General features: G+C 68.2%; 16 protein-coding genes. 9 read left to right on the plus strand and 7 right to left on the minus strand.

The genetic code is table 11. From position 1 onward, the window contains the following. Window position 1: 1 nt before the first annotated feature. From CXY82_RS14905 to CXY82_RS14925, 5 genes are all read right to left on the minus strand, one after another. Window positions 2-682: an energy-coupling factor ABC transporter ATP-binding protein gene (locus tag CXY82_RS14905; protein ID WP_104102835.1), complete on the minus strand. Its 681-nt coding sequence runs from the start codon at window positions 680-682 to the stop codon at window positions 2-4. Continuing rightward, window positions 679-1,338: a biotin transporter BioY gene (locus CXY82_RS14910; RefSeq protein WP_104171701.1), complete on the minus strand. Its 660-nt coding sequence runs from the start codon at window positions 1,336-1,338 to the stop codon at window positions 679-681. Before CXY82_RS14910 ends, CXY82_RS14905 begins: the two co-directional genes overlap by 4 nt. Window positions 1,339-1,383: 45 nt before the next feature. Next, window positions 1,384-1,845, minus strand: a complete 462-nt coding sequence (locus tag CXY82_RS14915; protein WP_104171702.1) for a YdeI family protein — start codon at window positions 1,843-1,845, stop codon at window positions 1,384-1,386. 140 nt (window positions 1,846-1,985) lie between these two features. Beyond that, window positions 1,986-2,378, minus strand: coding sequence for a hypothetical protein (locus CXY82_RS14920; protein WP_104171606.1), 393 nt, complete (start codon window positions 2,376-2,378; stop codon window positions 1,986-1,988). Between the two features lie 90 nt (window positions 2,379-2,468). Further along, window positions 2,469-2,657, minus strand: a complete 189-nt coding sequence (locus CXY82_RS14925; protein WP_104102840.1) for a hypothetical protein — start codon at window positions 2,655-2,657, stop codon at window positions 2,469-2,471. Between the two features lie 106 nt (window positions 2,658-2,763). Here CXY82_RS14925 and CXY82_RS14930 point away from each other — a divergent pair, with 106 nt between their 5' ends. From CXY82_RS14930 to CXY82_RS14940, 3 genes are read left to right on the plus strand one after another with little or no spacing between them, the layout of a single operon-like run. Next, window positions 2,764-3,381, plus strand: coding sequence for a TetR/AcrR family transcriptional regulator (locus CXY82_RS14930; RefSeq protein WP_233199368.1), 618 nt, complete (start codon window positions 2,764-2,766; stop codon window positions 3,379-3,381). Between the two features lie 5 nt (window positions 3,382-3,386). Beyond that, window positions 3,387-6,287: an MMPL family transporter gene (locus tag CXY82_RS14935; RefSeq protein ID WP_104171608.1), complete on the plus strand. Its 2,901-nt coding sequence runs from the start codon at window positions 3,387-3,389 to the stop codon at window positions 6,285-6,287. Then, window positions 6,284-8,200, plus strand: coding sequence for a YhgE/Pip family protein (locus CXY82_RS14940; protein WP_104171609.1), 1,917 nt, complete (start codon window positions 6,284-6,286; stop codon window positions 8,198-8,200). Before CXY82_RS14935 ends, CXY82_RS14940 begins: the two co-directional genes overlap by 4 nt. 452 nt (window positions 8,201-8,652) lie before the next feature. Here the strand turns inward: CXY82_RS14940 and CXY82_RS14945 are convergent, their stop codons facing one another. Further along, window positions 8,653-9,429: a PspA/IM30 family protein gene (locus CXY82_RS14945; protein ID WP_104171610.1), complete on the minus strand. Its 777-nt coding sequence runs from the start codon at window positions 9,427-9,429 to the stop codon at window positions 8,653-8,655. Further along, window positions 9,426-10,109 carry a hypothetical protein gene (locus CXY82_RS14950; protein WP_104171611.1) on the minus strand — a complete coding sequence of 228 codons (684 nt, stop codon included), beginning with the start codon at window positions 10,107-10,109 and terminating at the stop codon, window positions 9,426-9,428. Before CXY82_RS14950 ends, CXY82_RS14945 begins: the two co-directional genes overlap by 4 nt. A 203-nt stretch (window positions 10,110-10,312) precedes the next feature. Between CXY82_RS14950 and CXY82_RS14955 the strand changes: the two genes are divergently transcribed. The 6 genes from CXY82_RS14955 to CXY82_RS18695 all read left to right on the plus strand — a co-directional run bounded on the left by CXY82_RS14955 (window position 10,313) and on the right by CXY82_RS18695 (window position 18,154). Further along, the gene (locus tag CXY82_RS14955; protein ID WP_104171703.1) at window positions 10,313-12,565 is read left to right on the plus strand and encodes a bifunctional alpha,alpha-trehalose-phosphate synthase (UDP-forming)/trehalose-phosphatase; all 2,253 of its coding nucleotides are present in this window, start codon (window positions 10,313-10,315) and stop codon (window positions 12,563-12,565) included. Window positions 12,566-12,610: 45 nt separating this feature from the next. Next, window positions 12,611-14,305, plus strand: coding sequence for a dihydroxy-acid dehydratase (ilvD, locus tag CXY82_RS14960; protein ID WP_104171612.1), 1,695 nt, complete (start codon window positions 12,611-12,613; stop codon window positions 14,303-14,305). Between the two features lie 37 nt (window positions 14,306-14,342). Beyond that, on the plus strand, window positions 14,343-16,163 hold the full coding sequence (locus tag CXY82_RS14965) for an acetolactate synthase large subunit (protein ID WP_104171613.1): 1,821 nt from the start codon (window positions 14,343-14,345) through the stop codon (window positions 16,161-16,163). Window positions 16,164-16,166: 3 nt separating this feature from the next. Then, complete coding sequence (gene ilvN, locus CXY82_RS14970; protein WP_104102867.1) at window positions 16,167-16,676, plus strand: acetolactate synthase small subunit; 510 nt, start codon at window positions 16,167-16,169, stop codon at window positions 16,674-16,676. 41 nt (window positions 16,677-16,717) lie between these two features. Then, entirely contained in the window at window positions 16,718-17,746 is a 1,029-nt protein-coding gene (gene ilvC, locus CXY82_RS14975) for a ketol-acid reductoisomerase (protein WP_104171614.1), read from the plus strand. Window positions 17,747-17,878: 132 nt separating this feature from the next. Further along, window positions 17,879-18,154 (plus strand): hypothetical protein, encoded by a 276-nt coding sequence (locus tag CXY82_RS18695; RefSeq protein ID WP_104171615.1) that lies wholly within the window; start codon window positions 17,879-17,881, stop codon window positions 18,152-18,154. Window positions 18,155-18,186 lie beyond the last annotated feature (32 nt).

The following is an 18,186-nucleotide window of genomic DNA, read 5'->3' on the forward strand; positions in this document are numbered from 1 at the left end:
ATCATGCCAGCAGCTCCCGGTACGCGCCGAGCGCGGCATCCGGTGCACCGTCGGCGACCACCCGGCCGTCCTCGATCACAATCACGCGGTCGAAGGCGGCGAGCAGGTCCAGCTGGTGGGTGACCACGATGACCTGCTGGCTCAGGCCGAGCAGAAGTTCGGTGATGCGCCGGGCATTGCGTGCGTCGAGCAGCGTGGTCGGCTCGTCGGCGACCACGATCTCAGGCTCCGCCACGAGCACGGCCGCCAGCGCCAGCAACTGCTTTTGGCCGCCGGACAGCCGGTGCGCCGGATGGTCGGCGTGCTGGTCGAGCCCGAAGCGCTCGAGCGCCGCCCGCGTGCGGGTCGAGATCTCGAGCGGGGTCAGCCCGCGGCGGCGTAGGGTGAAGGCGACGTCTTCGGCCACGGTGGGCATCACGATCTGGTTGTCCGGGTTGGTGAAGATGAAGCCGACCTGCCGGCGCACCGCCTTGGCGTTCCGGGCCACGTCGAGCCCGCCGACGCTCACGATTCCGGTGTCGGGCTTGATCAATCCGTTGATCAGGCGCACGAGGGTGGACTTTCCCGACCCGTTCGCACCGACGATGCCGATGCGCTGTTCGGTGAGGGTCAAACGGATGTCCCGCAGCACCATCCGTTCACCGAACGCATGCGAGACACTGTCGAAGTCGATCCTGCTCATGATGCGGGCGTGACTGCTCCGGCGGTGACGTCGTCGGCCTCGGGCGCGGGAGCGGCGCGGCGGCGCGGCGGGATCAGACCCGGGTAGGCCCTGTGAACCTGGCGGGCCACCAGTACGGTGACGACCACCTTGATCAGGTCGCCGGGCAGAAACTTCGCGGCGTCGACGAGAGCAACCCAGAGCGGCAGGCCCAGGTTGATCGCGGTGACGGGCACGCCGATCAGGTAGACCACGACGATGCCGCCAAGCGTGGTGGCGCCGAGCGCCGCCCAGAGCCGGTAGCGGGGGAGGAGCAGGCCGGTCAAGTAGCCGATGACCAGGGCGCCGAGCAGCCAGCCGTAGAGGTAGCCGGCGGAGGGTGAGGTGGTGAACCAGACGATGCCACCGCGCCCGCCAGACAGCAGCGGGAGGCCGGCTGCGGCGAGGGCGAGCAGGAGGAGCACGGCGAAGAAGCCCTTGCGCGCCCCGAGGATCGCCCCGGCCAGCATCACCCCGAGGGTCTGGAAGGTGATCGGCACGGCCACCGCCCCAATACTCAGGGCGCCGGGCAGTCCGAGTGCGGCGATCAGGGCGGCGAAGATGGCGATCTGCGACAGGTCGCGCACGCTCATGATGCGGGGTGTCGGGGTGCGGGCGATGAGGGGGCTGGAAGTCATGATCTTCAATCTAGAATTCCGCGGCAGCGCGAGTCTGAAGAAGACCTACAAAGAATGCGGCGGAACTCTATACGAGCGCGTCCGGCAAGCTCCCGACGCAGGGGTGTCTCGGGGTTTCTGCCGGTAGAGCGTTTCCCCGCATTCGAGCATGCCGATGTAGGTCGCAATCTTCGCGGCGCGAGCCTCGGGCTGCTTCGTACCGTCGAGGCGGAACAGGATCGCGAAACGGTTCTGGGACGTGAGCGCCGGGAAGAACCCGGCGGGACGCATCCACCCCTCCGCGATGAGGGTGGCTGAGTCCCGGTTGAGCTGTGACCACACGCTGCGGGCTCGGCGGGGAGTGAAGGCCTGCGACAAGTAACCGTCGAGAGAGTTCACTTGCCCGTCGATCCAGCCGCAGCACAACGCGATCTCGAGCGCCTGGGATGGGTGGTCTCCGGTGCCGCGGGGCGTTTCTTCCGCAGCTGCAAACGGATGCGCTCGTCCGACGGAGTACTGCTGTGCCATGCTCACCCTTTGCTCCTGCACAACAAGCACTGGACGATCATCCGCACCGGAACTCAGTGCCGACTGCGGTCACCGATGCAGGTTGACCCGGAGTGGACGATAATCGCGTTGCCGAGCGAGCAAACAAGCGGGGCCGAGGGTCAGGCGACGAGGCGGGCGTTGTTCGTCGAAGCAGCGGCGGAGAAGCGCGGAAGGGTGGCCGTCGGCGCCCGCTCCGGTTCGGCCCAAACGGAGATCGGGGCGGGAATGAAGGGGAGCGCGGTGGGCTCGGCGGTGACCTCGCCGCGCAGAACGGCGGTCTCGGTGCGGAGCACGGAGGCCAGGGACGAGGCAATCTGGTTCGCCTTCAGATCGTGGAAGATCACGTCGGTGTCGTCACTGCTGCGGGGAACCAGAGTCCACTGGCCTTGGGCGCCGACGAGACGAGCGATTTGGATGTGCAGGAGCTCGAATATCTGAGCGTCGCTGAGCTCGGGAACGGGCGGGGGGATGACCGGTGCGACCGGTGCGACGCGACGTCGTCGACCAAACATCGGGAACCCCTTTCGGCTAACGTACCGTGAACTCTTCAGTTTGCCGTGCGGCGCGCTACGGCCCGCGTTGACACGCCGACAGCGGAGGACTTAGTCCTCGATTCGGCGATCGTCGGCATCCTGGATGACGGTTCCGATGGCGACGGCGGCGCTGAGCAGCCAGCCGATCCACATCAGCGCCAGGCGCCAGTCGCGCGGACCGGTGCGGGTGGCGCTCAGAATGTTCCAACCGCCGGCGAGCACGCCGATGATGGCACTGCTGAAAATGAACTTTCGCATGGAGACCTCCGCGTCTAACGCTACCCGGAAGTTGCCCGACTGCACGTTTCCCGACAATCTGACCGATCGGACAAGCTCTGACCGATCGGTCAGGTACCGTAATCGGGTGACTCCAGAGCCCGTTGTGCCCCAGCCCCCACACAACCGCCAGAGCACCAGCGCAGAACTGCGCGCGACAGCGCTGGAGCAGTTCGCCTCGGTCGGGTTCGCCGGCACCTCGCTGCAGCAGATCGCCGACGCGGCCGGGTACTCCAAATCGAGCGTGCTCTACCACTTCGCCTCCAAGGAAGCGCTCCTCGACGAGGTGCTCACCCCGGCGGTGAACCGGCTGGAGGCCATTCTCGAACGGTTCCTCGCCACCGAGGAGAGCGCCCTGACCCGGAGCCGGTTCGTGAACGACTTCATCGACTTCATCCTCGAATTCCGCCTCGAGCTGCACACCTTCATCAACCAGTCTCAGTCGCTGCGCGGCATCCCCGTGATCGACCGGGCAGGAGTGGTGATCGTGCGCCTCTCCGACACGCTGTGCCACGGCGATGCGAGTACGGAGGACCGCATCCGCTTCGGTATCGCCCTCGGCGGCGCCGCCTACACCCTGGTGGCCGGCATGACGTTCCTCGGGGAGGAGATAACCCCGGTGGAAGAGGTCCGACCGGCTCTCCTGACCGTCATCACCGAGCTGCTTGCCCCTGTCACCGTTCGCACCGCCCCGTCCCGGAAGTAGCACCCATGGCAACCCTGCTCTATCGAATCGGCCACTTCGCCTACCAGCGTGCGGGCCTGGTGCTCGGCATCTGGGCCATCCTGCTGGTCGGGATCCTCGGCTCCGGGGTGGCCCTCGGTGGCCAGACCCAGGAGTCGTACGCGATTCCCGGCACGGAATCACAGGACACCATCGACAAGCTCGGCGAGGTGTTCCCCCAGGCGGCCGGCGCCGCGGTACAGGTTGTCTACACGGCCCCGGACGGGGCATCCGTCACCGACGAGCCTTACCGCACGGCCATCGTCGACATTGCGGCCGAACTCGCGGACGTGCCCGGAGTCGACTCGGTGCTGACGCCCTATGACGAATATGCGTCGGGCGCGATCTCCGACGACTCAGAGAGTGCGTTCAGCCAGGTTCAGTTGTCCGGCTTATCAACCGACGTCACCGCGGAAACCCTCGACGACGTGACCGCGACGCGGGATATCGCCGAGCAGGCCGGCCTCGAGGTAGCCTTCGGCGGCCAGGTTTTCCAGGACAACACCTTCGGCATCACCATCTCCGAGGTTCTCGGCCTGATCTTCGCGGGCGTGGTGCTGGTGATCACCTTCGGTTCGCTCGCATCCGCCGGGATGCCGCTGCTGATGGCCCTGATCGGCGTCGGCGTCGCCATCGGCGGCATCACCGTGATTTCCGCATTCGTGCCAGTCTCGAGCACGGCCCCCATGCTCGCCCTGATGCTCGGGCTCGCCGTGGGCATCGACTACGTGCTCTTCATCCTGTCGCGGCATCGCACGCAGCTCGCCAATGGGGTCGAACCACACGATTCGGCCGCCTCGGCCGTGGCCACCGCCGGCAGCGCCGTCGTCTTCGCCGGGATCACCGTGATCATCGCCCTGCTCGGGCTGCTCGTGGTCGGCATCCCGTTCCTCAGCGTGATGGGGCTGGGCGCCGCCTTGGCCGTGCTGGTCTCCATCTTCGTGGCGGTCACGCTCCTCCCCGCCGTTCTCGGCCTCGCCAAGGGGCGCCTCACTCCCAAGACAGGCAGCCGCGCGCACCACCGGGCCACCCGTCCAGACACCGGCCGGCCCACCCTCGGCCACCGCTGGGTCAACCTCGTGCTCAGGGCGCCGGTCGTGGCCGTGCTCCTCGTGGTGGGCGTGCTCGGCACGCTGGCGATCCCGGCCCTCAGCCTCGACCTGAACCTGCCTGACGGGGCGTCCGAGCCGGCCGGTTCGACGCAGCGAGAGGCGTTCACCATGCTCAAGGAGGGCTTCGGTCCGGGCTACAACGGTCCGCTCATCGTCGTCGTCGACATCACCCAGACGACGGATATCTTCGGTGACCTCGACACCATCGGCGCGGCCCTGCGCACCCTGCCCGGCGTGGCCTTCGTCGGCAAGGGCACTCCGAACCCGACCGTCGACACCGCCATCATCCAGGTCATGCCGGACAGCGCGCCGAACGCGCCCGAGACCAAGGCGCTCGTGCAGGCCATCCGCGATCTGGCAACATCGATCGACGACGACTTGCGCACCCCCATCGCCGTGACCGGCGCGACCGCCGTGTCGATCGACATCTCCAACCGCCTCAGCAACGCGCTCGTGCCGTTCGCCCTGATCGTGGTGGGGCTCTCGATCATCCTGCTGACCATGGTGTTCCGGTCGATCTTTGTGCCGATCAAAGCGGCCCTCGGGTTCCTGCTCTCGGTGGCCGCATCGATCGGTGCGACCGTGGCGATCTTCCAGTGGGGCTGGTTCTCCGAGCTGCTCGGGGTGGAAACCCCCGGGCCGATCCTGAGCTTCCTGCCCATCCTGCTGATGGCCGTGCTCTTCGGTCTGGCCATGGACTACGAGGTGTTCCTCGTCTCCGGCATGCGGGAGGAGTTCGTGAAGACCGGCCTGGCCCGCGAATCCATCGTGCACGGGTTCTCCCACGCCGCCCGCGTGGTCACGGCCGCCGCCCTGATCATGTTCTTCGTCTTCTTTGCCTTCGTGCCCGAGGGCACCGGGGCGATCAAGGGCATCGCGTTCGCCCTCGCCGTCGGAGTCTTCCTCGACGCGTTCCTGGTGCGGATGACATTGGTCCCGGCCGCGATGGCCCTCGCCGGCGACGCCGCCTGGTGGCTGCCACGCTGGCTCTCCCGCATTCTGCCCAACGTCGACATCGAGGGTGAGGGTCTGCGCCGGCACCTGGCCGACAAGGAATGGGCCATCAGCCAGCCGCACGCCATCACGGCCGAGGGAGCCGTCTTCGGGCTGCCGGAGAGCCCCTTCGGGCCGCTGGACCTCACCATCGACGCCGGCGCGGTGGTGGTACTGACCGGCTCCGCCACCCACCGCCGCGTCGTCGCCGCCACCCTGGCCGGCCGGCTCGACCCGGTGTTCGGCCGCCTCCAGGTCATGGGCTTTCCGCTGCCGTCCGAGCGCAGCCGCGCCCTCCGCGCGGTGGCGCTCGCCGACGTGGGCGACAGCCGCGACAATGGGCTCACCGTGGGGGAGTTGCTGGCCGAACGGCTGGACCTGGCGCATCCGTGGTACCGCGCCGCGTCGCGCCGCTCGCTTCTCGCGGGGTGGATCGCGCGTCTGAACGGTGCGCTCGGCACCCCGTCGAGCGGCCGGGACGCCGGCCCGATCGTGGCCGGCACGACGGTATCGTCCCTCTCCGCCCTAGGCCGTGCCGCGGTGCACCTGACCGCGGCGCTCACCGAGACCCCGGGAGTTGTCATCGTCGACCTCGGCGAGGGACTGCCCGTCGACCCGGCGGGGCGGGACCTCGTGCAGGTGCTGGCGATCCTCGCCCCGGCCTCGACCGCCCTCATCGTCGGTGCCGCCTCCTTCCCCGAGGCGATCGCGGTCTACCGCGGGGCCCGCCCGCTGCAGACCCTCGAACTCGATTCCCGTGACCGAAAGGCCCTGCAGCGATGAGCACCAGGCTTGAGAAACTGTTCAGCCGCACGCCCGGGCAGCGCCGAGGGGCCCTCGGGGCCCTGCTGGCGGGCCTGATCGTGGTGCCGCTGGCGGTTGCCGGACTCTTCGCCGGGGCCCTCGCCACCGCCGATCAGCGCGGGGACACGCTGCCGGCGATCGTCGTCAACAACGACGAGATCGTCACCACCACCCTGCCCGACGGCACCGAGCAGCCGGTGCTCGCCGGCCGACTGCTCGTGACCGAACTCACCAAGCCTTCCGATGAGGGGTCCGAGGCCACCGGGTTCGACTGGACCATCTCCAACTCCGCGGATGCCGCGGCGGCCCTGGCCTCCGGCGACGCCTACGCGGTGCTCACGATCCCGAAGGACTTCTCGGCGTCGGTGACCTCGCTGGGCGGGGCGGCTCCCACCCAGGCCGACCTGGGCATCCGCACGGATGACGCGCACTCGTTCCTGGCCGGATCGGTGGCCCAGTCGGTGGGCACCGCCATGTCGGGCGTCTTCGGCCGCGAGATCACCTCGCAGTACCTCAACGGGCTCTACACCAGCCTGGCTGTGCTGGGCGAGTCCCTCACGCAGGCGGCGGATGGCGCCGCGCAGGTTTCGACCGGGGTCACCGGCGTGGCCACCGGACTCGATTCGCTGGCCGGCGGCACGGCCGCCGCGGCATCCGGGGCCTCGTCCGCCGCGACCGGCGCCGCCAGCTTCTCCTCCGGCGTGGCCGAGTACACCCAGGGCGTCACCGGACTGAGCGACGGCCTGACCCGGCTGAGCACGGGCGCGGCCGGGCTGGCTCCGCTCGCGACCGGCCTACCGGCCTACGCGGCCGGGGTGCAGTCCAACGCCGACGGTTTCAGGCAGCTGAACGCGGCCATGCAGAGCGACCCGCGGGTCGCCGACTACGCGCCGGCCCTGCTGCAGCTCCAGGGCGGATTCGACGCCCTCGCCGCGCAGAGCACCGGCATCGGCCAGGCCGGTCCGGGCCTCGAAGGCGTGCTCGATGGGGTGTCTCAGAGCGCCAACGGTGCGAGCCTGCTCTCCGCCGGCGGCAGCGACCTCCGCGGCGGTGCCAGCGACCTCGCCACCGGCGTTGCCGGCATCGCCACCGGCCTCTCGCAGCTGGCCACCGGAACAACGGATGCCGCGGCGGGCGCCCGCCTGCTCGAATCGGGCGCGGTCGAACTCGCCAGCGGGCTGCAGGACGGCGCGGACAGCGCGGCCCCGCTCACCGACACCGACCCGGTGACGACCGCGGCGGTCGTCTCCGAACCGGTCGGCATCACCGCGGAGCGCGACAACGCCTTCGCGTCGATCGGCCCGGTCATCGGCATGGTCTTCGTGCCGATCGGCCTGTGGATCGGTGCCCTGGCGATCTTCCTGGTGATGAAGCCGCTGTCCGCGCTCGCGCTCGCGTCGACCGCGTCGACCGGCAACCTCGTGGCCCGCAGCCTCGGCCGTGCGTTCGGAATCGCCGCAGCGCAGGCCGTGGTCGTGGTGTTGTTGCTGCACAGCACGCTCGGCGTCTCGTGGTCGATCCTGCCGTCGACCCTGGCCTTCGCGGTGTTCCTCGCCTTCGTGTTCGCGGCGGTGCACCACTTCCTCACGGCGGCGTTCGGCCGGGTCGGAATCGTGGTCTCCCTGGTACTGCTCGCGCTGCAGCTCACCGCGGTGGGTGGGCTCTACCCGATTGAGCTGGTGTCGGCGCCGTTCCAGATGATCAGCCCATTCCTGCCGCTCACCTGGGCGGTGCGGGGCATGCAGGCCATTGTCTCCGGGGGAGGCGGCAGCGCCGGCGGGCCCGCGGCCATCCTGCTGATCTTCGCACTGGTGAGCGTTCTGGCCTCGTATTGGACCGTCGCCAGCCGGCGCGGCGCCCGCTCGTTCGGCCTGGCGCAGGCCCGCAGCTGATGCGGGGTATCTGTTCCCGGAGGGAACGTGTGCCCGCCCGCGTGAGGTTGCGCCCCGTGCGCCGCACGAATTCGCCGGAGATTTTGGCTCACCCGAGCAACCGTGGTTCAGGTTCAGGTTCAGGTTCAGGCTCAGGCGAGCTTGCGTGTGGGGCTGACTCAGGACATCCGTCGCCCAAATTCTCCAGTCGGCGCGGACCAGTGCGGAACAGGTGCGGATACCCGGCTCGGCCCGGCCGGATCTCCTGAGGTGGCCACACCTCCCGCCTGATGCGCCGAAGTGCCTGTGCGGTTCGGGCGTGCACCTCGCGCTTTGTTCTGCCCCGCAGCGCGAACGAATTCGACGGAGATTTTGCCAAGATCGGTCCAGGATGCCCCGGAAAGTAGCGTTTCCGCCAAAATCTCCGTCGAATTGGTTCGACGACCTGGCTCAGAGTTGGTCGACGACCAGGATCAGGGGAGAGACGGGCCCTGGCCGATACTCAACCAGGCGTCGGTTCCTCCGCGAGCGTTCGGGCCAGGGCCTCGGTTCATGGCGCGGGCCTCCTTCATCGCTTGAAGCTGGCTGTCGACAGCCGCTCTGGTCGCCCCAGCCGAGAGCTGCCGCTCGAGGTCCGCGTCGAGCGGGGCCGTGACATCGTTCAGAGCGCCGCTGGAGAGCAGCTCGTCGGTGGCGGCGGCGCGGGCCTGCATCTGGGTGACCCGGTCCTTGGCCCGGTCGAGGTCGGCACCGACCGTGCCCAGTTGCGAGCCGATGCCGGACGCGGCCTCGTTGGCCTTGACCCGAGCCTCGGAGGCAGCGTAGGTGGCCTTGATGGTCTCCTTCTCCAAGCGGAAGGCGGCGACCCGTTCGGCGAGGCGTCGTTCGTTGTCCTGCAGTTGCGTTTGCTGCTGAGCCAAAACGAGGTACTGGTCACGGATGGCTGCCACCTGGCCCTCGAGGAGCGACCGGCGTTCCAGCGCCGTGCGGGCCAGATCTTCCCGGCCCTGGTTCAGCGCCTCCTGGGCCTGGTCGGCCAGCCGCTGGTAGCGGCCGCCCATGTCCTGCCCCTGCAACTCAATTCGCTTCTTTGCCGTTGCGACCTCGGCCAGCCCCAGGCGCACCTGCTGGAGCGACTTCACCTGCTGCTCGTAGCTGTCGTCGAGGGCCTCGCGGGGGTCTTCGATCCGGGTCAGGGCCTGGTTTGACTTGCTGCGGAGGATGACGCGCAGCCGCGAGGTGAGGCTCATGATTCAGTCCTTCTGTTGAAAGTATTCATGGGCAGGGGCCGGCGCGGATCGGAGAACCCGTCGTTGCCGTTATGGGAGTGGCCGTCGAGGGAGTGGCCGTCGAGGGAGCAGCCGTTGAGCGAGCGGCCGTTGAGGGAGCGCAACTCATCGACCCCAGCCCGGAGCGCGGCCACCTCGCGGTCGACCTCGGACCGAAGGGCCGTGAGGGTGTCATCGGTGAGCTCTCCGAGACCGGCAGCGACGGCCGAGCGCAGCCGGCGCACCAACCCGGCCACTTGGTCGACACGGCGGCCGGCCACCGACAGCGCCTCGGCGAGCACGACAGGATCGGCCTCGCTCGTCAGCAGCCGCAGTTGCGATTGCAGCGTGACGCTTTCGCCCTGAATGCGACGGAAAAGTCGCGGAAGCTCGCCGAGCGGGCCCTGGCTGCTCCGGGCCAGGTCGACGGCTGCCTGACCACTGTCGAGAGATTCCTTCAGCCGCAACTGCAGCTTCAGAACCTCGTGTTGCGGGCCCCGACTCAGGATGGTGCGAGAACGCAACACCGCGCCGGTCAGCCTGCGGCTACGGCGAATGCGCCGGTACAGCCTCCGCACCAGAACGAAGAACGAGACGAAGACAACGAGGCTGATGGTCGCGAGTGAGATCGACACCCAGCTCAGCAGTGAATTCAGGTCCATTGGTCCGCCTCTTTCAAACAGTCAGCCGGGGTCGCGCCACACCCGGACACGATCCACGGGTTAAATTACGCGCGTTACCTCAAAGTTGTCCCCATGTCGGGCGACCGTGGCCGAGGGGCCAGCCCGGCCACCGCTTTCGGCCCACTGGTAGCCTTGGGAGACCACCAAGGCGTCGCTCTGCGCCCGCCGGAACGGACGATCCCATTACCTCTGCAGCCGAACCCACGGCATCCGCCGCCCCGGACTCCACCTATTCGCTGGTCGTGGTCTCCAACCGCCTCCCGATCGAGATCGAGGTTTCCGAAGACGGAACCGAGGGCTGGCGCACCTCGCCCGGCGGCCTGGTCACCGCCCTCGAGCCCATGATGCGCAGCTCCGACGGCGCCTGGGTGGGCTGGCCCGGCATCGCCGACCGCTCGTTCGACCCGTTCGAGAACGACGGCATCTCCATCGTGCCGGTGCGGCTCAGCGAGTCGGAGTTGGAGGATTACTACGAGGGCTTCTCCAACGACACGATCTGGCCGCTTTACCACGACGTGATCGCGCCGCCGCGCTACCACCGCGAATGGTGGGAGGCCTACGTTCGGGTGAACCGCCGCTTCGCCGACGCCGCCGCATCCGCCGCTGCGCCCGGCGCCACGGTGTGGGTGCACGACTACCAGTTGCAGCTCGTGCCACGGATGCTGCGCGACGCGCGGCCCGACCTCGTGATCGGGTTCTTCAACCACATCCCTTTTCCGCCCTACGGGATCTACGCCCAGCTACCCTGGCGCAAGCAGATCCTCGACGGACTGCTCGGCGCCGACCTGATCGGTTTCCAGCGCCTCGCCGACGCCGGTAACTTCTCCCGAGCCGTGCGCCGCCTCTACGGCTATCCGACCCGCGGCGTCGCCATCGATGTGCCCGCACCCGAGGGCAAGCATCGCCGGGTGATCGCCAAGCACTTCCCGATCTCCATCGACGCCGCCGCCTACGAGGAACTGGCGCGGCGCCCCGAGATCCAGGAGCGGGCGCGCCAGATCCGCGAAGACCTCGGCAACCCCCAGACGATCATGCTGGGCGTGGACCGGCTCGACTACACCAAGGGCATCGCCCACCGCATCAAGGCGTTCGGCGAGCTGCTCGCCGACGGCAGCCTAAGCGTGGAGGACGTCACCCTGGTGCAGGTCGCCAGCCCCTCCCGGGAACGCGTCGGCCCGTACATCGCCCTGCGCGACGAGATCGAACTGGCCGTCGGCCGCCTCAACGGCGACTTCTCCACCATCAGCCACACCGCCATCAGTTACCACCATCACGGCTACCCGCGCGAGGAGATGGTGGCGCTCTACCTCGCGGCCGACGTGATGCTCGTGACCGCGCTCCGCGACGGCATGAACCTCGTCGCCAAGGAATACGTGGCCGTGCGCTTCGACCGCGACGGCGTGCTCGTTCTGAGCGAGTTCGCCGGCGCCGCCGACGAGCTCAAACAGGCCGTGCTGATCAACCCGCATGACATCGACGGCGTGAAGGCCGCCATCCTCAGGGCCGTCGCGATGCCCCGCCAGGAACGGCTGCGACGCATGCGCGCGCTCCGCCGCAAGGTCTTCGACAACGACGTCGACGCCTGGTCCTCTTCCTTCCTCCGAACCCTGACCGAAGGAGCCGCCGTGCGTCCCGGGATCCCCGACACCCTCGCCGGTGCGCTAAAGGATCTCAGCCGCGCCGACAACATCCTCGTGGCCCTCGATTTCGACGGGACGCTTGCCCCGCACGTCGACAAGCCCGAAGACGCGCGCGCAGTGGCAGGCACCCGCGAGGCCGTGCAGCGCCTGCTCGACCTCGACGGGGTGCGGGTCGCGTTCGTCTCCGGCCGGGCCCTGGTCAGCCTGCGGCACGTGTCGCAGCCGCAGACCGATGTGCTCCTCGCCGGCTCGCACGGGATCGAGGTGCAGCTGGACACCCCCGAGATCGAACTCGACCTCGTCACCGAGGAACTCGAGCAGCTCGACGCCCTCGCCCGGGTGCTTGAGCGCATCTCCGGCAGCATCGACGGAACCTGGATCGAACGCAAGCCGGCCGGTCTGGCCCTGCACACCCGGCTGGCGACGCCTCGGAAAGCGGCGGCCGCCCTGAAGGCCGCACGCGAGGAGCTGGGCACGCTGCTGCCCGGCCTGACCGTGCGGGACGGCAAGGACGTGATCGAATTCGCGGTGCGTGCCAGCACCAAGGGCGACGCCCTTGAGCGGTTGCGCCGGCACGCGGGGGCCGACCGGGTCTTCTACGCCGGCGACGACACCACCGACGAAGACGCCTTCGCCGTGCTGCGACCCGGCGACGTCGGCCTCAAGATCGGGGCAGGCGACTCGCTCGCCGGCTACCGGGTGCGCGGCCCCGAAGACGTGCCGCTGGTGCTGGGCCTGATCGCCGATGCCCGCGCGGCCGTCGCCGCGGAGCGTGAGGCCGCCGCCGGAGCATGACCCCCGGGCGACGTTCCGCCCTCAGCGGACGTTTAGACTCAGTGCATGACTGAGATCGATATGAAGCCTCGCAGCCGGGACGTCACCGATGGAATCGAAGCCACCACCTCGCGGGGGATGCTCCGGGCCGTCGGTATGGGCGACGCCGACTGGGAGAAACCCCAGATCGGCATCGCAAGTTCGTGGAACGAGATCACGCCCTGCAACCTCTCCCTGGACCGCCTCGCGCAGGCCGCCAAAGAAGGTGTGCACGGCGGCGGCGGCTACCCGCTGCAGTTCGGCACCATCTCCGTCTCCGATGGCATCTCGATGGGCCATGAGGGCATGCACTTCTCCCTCGTCTCCCGCGAGGTCATCGCCGACTCGGTCGAGGTTGTCATGCAGGCCGAGCGCCTCGACGGCTCCGTGCTGCTGGCGGGCTGCGACAAGTCGCTGCCCGGGATGCTGATGGCCGCGGCCCGCCTCGACCTGGCCAGCGTTTTCCTCTACGCAGGATCGATCGCTCCCGGCTGGGTCAAGCTTTCCGACGGCACCGAAAAAGACATCACCATCATCGACTCCTTCGAGGCGGTGGGCGCCGTCAAGGCCGGGCGGATGTCCGTGGCCGACGCCAAGCGCATCGAGTGCGCCTTCGCTCCCGGCGAGGGTGCCTGCGGCGGCATGTACACCGCCAACACCATGGCCAGCGTGGCCGAGGCTCTCGGCATGAGCCTGCCGGGATCGGCCTCCCCGGCCTCCGCCGACCGCCGCCGCGACTACTACGCGCACCGCTCCGGCGAGGCCGTCGTCAACCTGCTGCGTCTGGGGATCACGGCCAGGGACATCCTGACCCGCAAGGCCTTCGAGAACGCGATCGCCGTGGCGATGGCGTTCGGCGGCTCCACCAACGTGGTGCTGCACCTGCTGGCCATCGCGAACGAGGCCGAGGTCGAGCTCACACTCGACGATTTCAACCGCATCGGCGACAAGGTGCCGCACATCGGCGACCTGAAGCCGTTCGGTAAATACGTCATGAACGACGTCGACCGTCACGGCGGCGTGCCGGCCGTGATGCGGGCCCTGCTCGAGGCCGGCCTCATCCACGGCGACGCGCTCACCGTGACCGGCAAGACCGTGGCCGAGAACCTTGCCGAGATCGACCCGCCCGAACTGGACGGCGAGGTGCTGCGCACCCTCGACAACCCGATTCACGCCAGCGGCGGAATCACCATCCTCAAGGGCTCTATCGCCCCCGAGGGTGCCGTCGTCAAAACCGCCGGCTTCGACTCCGACATCTTCGAGGGACCCGCGCGCGTGTTTGAGCGTGAGCGCGCCGCCATGGACGCTCTCACTGCGGGGGAGATCCAGAAGGGCGACGTCGTCGTCATCCGCTACGAGGGACCCAAGGGCGGGCCCGGAATGCGGGAGATGCTCTCGATCACCGCCGCCATCAAGGGCGCCGGGCTCGGCGCCGATGTACTACTCTTAACGGACGGTCGATTCTCAGGCGGCACAACCGGACTGTGCATCGGCCATATAGCACCCGAAGCGGTGGACGAAGGTCCAATCGCCTTCGTGCGCGATGGTGATCTGATACGGGTCGATATCGCAGCTCGCACGCTCGACCTACTGGTCGACCCTGATGAGCTGACCGCCCGGAGTGTTGGCTGGGCACCTCTGCCTCCGCGCTACACCCGGGGCGTTCTCGCAAAGTACTCGAAGCTTGTCCAGTCTGCGGCCGTCGGCGCCGTCACGGGCTAGAACTCACTATTCGTCATCGAACTAGGGAACTGATCACATGACCGCGGAAACACCCGTGCCATCACCGTCGCCCTCGCCTGCCGCGGCCGCCGGGGCGCCCGACTCGGGGGCGCCGGAAATCCTCACCGGTTCCGGTGCGATCATCCGCTCGCTGGAGCTGCTGGGCGTCACCGACGTCTTCGGTCTACCGGGCGGCGCCGTCATTCCGCTCTACGACGAGCTGATGAGCCAAACCGTGATCCGGCACATCCTGGTGAGGCACGAGCAGGGTGCCGGCCACGCCGCGGAGGGCTACGCCTCGGCGAGCAACCGCGTCGGGGTGGCCATCGCCACCTCCGGGCCCGGCGCCACCAACCTTGTCACCGCCATCGCCGACGCGTACATGGACTCGGTGCCGATCCTTTGCATCACCGGCCAGGTCTTCTCCACCCTGATGGGCACGGATGCCTTCCAGGAGGCCGACATCGTCGGCATCACCATGCCGATCACGAAGCACTCCTTCCTGGTCAAGCGTCCCGAGGACATCCCCGCGGCTATCGCGTCGGCTCACCTGATCGCCTCCACCGGCCGGCCCGGCCCGGTCCTGGTGGACATCACCAAGGATGCCCAGCAGAAGAGCGCCCCGTTCATCTGGCCGCCCAAGCTCGACCTGCCCGGCTACCGGCCGGTCACCAAGGCCCACGGCAAACAGGTGCAGGCTGCGGCCCAGCTGCTTGCCGAGGCCAAGAAGCCCGTCCTCTATGTGGGTGGCGGTGTCATCCGTGCCCGCGCGTCGGAAGAACTGCTCGCGTTCGCCGAACTCAGCAAGACGCCCGTCGTCACCACGTTGATGGCGCGCGGCGCGTTCCCGGACTCGCACGACCAGCACCTGGGCATGCCCGGGATGCACGGCACCGTGTCCGCGGTGCTCGCGCTGCAGGAGGCCGACCTGATCATCGCGCTCGGCTCCCGCTTCGACGACCGGGTCACCGGCAAGGTCTCCGAGTTTGCGCCGCACGCCACGATCGTGCACGTCGACATCGACCCCGCGGAGATCGGTAAGATCCGCGCCGCCGACGTTCCCATCGTCGGTGATGCCAAGGAGGTCATCGCCGAACTCACCATCGCCTACGCGGCCGCCATCACCACGACGACGCTCGACGTCAGCGTTTGGTGGACCTACCTCAAGGGTCTGCGGGAGGAGTTCCCGCTGGGCTATTCCGAGCCGACCGACGGCCTCATGAGCCCGCAGTTCGTGATCCAGCGCATCGGCGAGCTGACCGGGCCGGAAGCCGTCTATGCGGCCGGTGTCGGCCAGCACCAGATGTGGGCGGCCCAGTTCATCAAGTACGAGCGGCCCAATTCCTGGCTGAACTCCGGGGGCGCCGGCACGATGGGCTACTCCATCCCCGCAGCGATGGGTGCCAAGGTGGCCGAGCCCGACCGGGTGGTCTGGTCGATCGACGGCGACGGATGCTTCCAGATGACCAACCAGGAACTGGCCACCTGCACGATCAACAACATTCCAATCAAGGTCGCCATCATCAACAACTCCTCGCTGGGCATGGTGCGCCAGTGGCAGACCCTGTTCTACGACGGACGGCACTCCTTCACCGATCTGCACACCGGGCACGGGTCCGCCATGGTGCCGGACTTCGTGAAGCTGTCGGAGGCCTACGGTGCCCTCGCCATCCGGGTCACCAGCCCCGATCAGGTCGACGACGCCATCAAGCTGGCGTTGGCGACCAACGACCGGCCCGTGGTGATCGACTTCATCGTGAGCCGGGACGCCATGGTCTGGCCGATGGTGCCGCAGGGTGTCAGCAACAGCTATGTGCAGTATGCCAAAGAGCACGCACCGACCTGGGAAGAGGAATAACCCGTGAGCACTCACGTTCTGAGCCTCCTCGTCGAGGACAAGCCCGGCCTGCTCACCCGGGTCGCCGGCCTCTTCGCCCGCCGCGGTTTCAACATCGAGAGCCTCGCCGTCGGCCACACCGAAATCCCCGGGCTCTCCCGCATCACGATCCTCGTCGACGTCGAAGACGCACCGCTGGAGCAAGTGACCAAGCAGCTGAACAAGCTGATCAACGTCATCAAGATCGTCGAACTCGACCCGGCCCAGTCGGTGCAGCGCGAACACCTGCTGGTGAAGGTGCGCGCCGACAACACGACCCGGTCGATGGTGCTCGAAGCCGTGACCCTGTTCCGGGCTCGGGTCGTCGACGTGTCCGTCGACGCGGTCGTGATCGAGGTCACCGGGGACTCCGGCAAAACGCAGGCGCTGCTGCGCGTGCTCGAGCCCTACGGGATCAAGGAAATCGCCCAGTCCGGCCTGCTCGCCATCGGCCGCGGGTCGAAATCGATCAGCGAGCGCGTCTTCAAAAACTAGAGCTCGACCACCGACTACAACAACAAGGAGAACATTTACTCGTGTCTGAGATTTACTACGACAAAGACGCCGACCTGTCGATCATCCAGGGCAAGAAGGTAGCCGTCATCGGCTATGGCTCGCAGGGTCACGCCCACGCGCAGAACCTGCGCGACTCGGGTGTCGAGGTCGTCATCGGCCTCAAGGAGGGCTCGAAGTCCAAGGCCAAGGCCGAAGAGGCCGGCTTCACCGTTCTCAGCACCGCCGAGGCATCCGCCTGGGCCGACGTCATCGTCATCCTGGCGCCCGACCAGGTGCAGCGTCACCTGTTCGCCGACGACGTGCTGCCGAACCTCGCTGCGGGCAAGGCCCTTGTCTTCGGACACGGCTTCAACATCCGTTTCGGCTACATCAAGGCCCCCGAAGGCATCGACGTCACCATGGTCGCCCCCAAGGGACCGGGCCACACCGTGCGCCGCGAGTATGAGGCCGGCCGCGGCGTTCCCGTGATCGTCGCCGTCGAGAAGGATGCCTCGGGCGCGGCCTGGCCGCTCACCCTCAGCTACGCCAAGGCGATCGGTGGCCTGCGCGCCGCCGGCATCAAGACCACCTTCACCGAAGAGACCGAAACCGACCTGTTCGGCGAGCAGGCCGTTCTCTGTGGTGGCGCGTCGCAGCTGATCCAGTACGGCTTCGAGGTTCTCACCGAGGCCGGCTACCAGCCGCAGGTCGCCTACTTCGAGGTGCTGCACGAGCTCAAGCTCATCGTCGACCTGATGTGGGAGGGGGGCATCGCCAAGCAGCGTTGGAGCGTCTCCGACACCGCCGAGTACGGCGACTACGTCTCCGGCCCGCGCGTCATCGACGCCCACGTCAAGGAGAATATGAAGGCCGTTCTCACCGACATCCAGAACGGCGCCTTCGCGGCCCGCTTCATCGCGGACCAGGACGCCGGAGCACCGGAGTTCCTCGCTCTGCGCAAGAAGGGCGAAGAGCACCCCATCGAAGCCACCGGCCGTGAGCTGCGCAAGCTGTTCGCCTGGAACGCCTCCGCCGACGACGACTACACTGACGGCGAAGCCGCGCGCTAACACCCGAGCTCGCATCGGCAGCGGGGCCAATCCACTGGATTGGCCCCGCTGCCGCGTCAACGGCGCTGATTGTCCCGAGGATGCGTTCGGGGTGCTTGCCACGCCCGGTCCGGGTGTTCACCATTGATGCCCGTGGATGAACCCGGCCTGCCGGTTCGCACAGGACACGACCCCCATTCGCAGCCGGTTCACGGCAGCCCCGACGGCCCGGCGGGGGAGACGGTCACGGCCGCGAAGCTCGAGCGCGCCTCGGACCCGGACACCGTCTTCCGGCTCGTCGCGCAGAAGAAGATCCCAGCCGACAAGCTGGCCACGCATCGGTTCCGGATGGACCAGATCCTCGAGGCGTACGACACCTTCTCCCGCGCGGCGGAAACCAAGGCACTGAAAGTCGTGATCAGCCGGTAGTGTGCGCCGCCCGGGCGGCGCCTCGGTACGCT

It is taken from the genome of Cryobacterium sp. M23, from assembly GCF_002929655.1.
GTDB classification, from domain to species: domain Bacteria; phylum Actinomycetota; class Actinomycetes; order Actinomycetales; family Microbacteriaceae; genus Cryobacterium; species Cryobacterium sandaracinum.

Excerpts from the sequence above, each read along its gene's own strand:
- CXY82_RS14905 (WP_104102835.1), bottom strand. The coding sequence starts at position 682 with ATGAGCAGGATCGACTTCGACAGTGTCTCGCATGCGTTCGGTGAACGG.
- CXY82_RS14910 (WP_104171701.1), bottom strand. The coding sequence starts at position 1,338 with ATGACTTCCAGCCCCCTCATCGCCCGCACCCCGACACCCCGCATCATG.
- CXY82_RS14915 (WP_104171702.1), bottom strand. The coding sequence starts at position 1,845 with ATGGCACAGCAGTACTCCGTCGGACGAGCGCATCCGTTTGCAGCTGCG.
- CXY82_RS14920 (WP_104171606.1), bottom strand. The coding sequence starts at position 2,378 with ATGTTTGGTCGACGACGTCGCGTCGCACCGGTCGCACCGGTCATCCCC.
- CXY82_RS14925 (WP_104102840.1), bottom strand. The coding sequence starts at position 2,657 with ATGCGAAAGTTCATTTTCAGCAGTGCCATCATCGGCGTGCTCGCCGGC.
- CXY82_RS14935 (WP_104171608.1), top strand. The coding sequence starts at position 3,387 with ATGGCAACCCTGCTCTATCGAATCGGCCACTTCGCCTACCAGCGTGCG.
- CXY82_RS14940 (WP_104171609.1), top strand. The coding sequence starts at position 6,284 with ATGAGCACCAGGCTTGAGAAACTGTTCAGCCGCACGCCCGGGCAGCGC.
- CXY82_RS14945 (WP_104171610.1), bottom strand. The coding sequence starts at position 9,429 with ATGAGCCTCACCTCGCGGCTGCGCGTCATCCTCCGCAGCAAGTCAAAC.
- CXY82_RS14950 (WP_104171611.1), bottom strand. The coding sequence starts at position 10,109 with ATGGACCTGAATTCACTGCTGAGCTGGGTGTCGATCTCACTCGCGACC.
- ilvD (WP_104171612.1), top strand. The coding sequence starts at position 12,611 with ATGACTGAGATCGATATGAAGCCTCGCAGCCGGGACGTCACCGATGGA.
- CXY82_RS14965 (WP_104171613.1), top strand. The coding sequence starts at position 14,343 with ATGACCGCGGAAACACCCGTGCCATCACCGTCGCCCTCGCCTGCCGCG.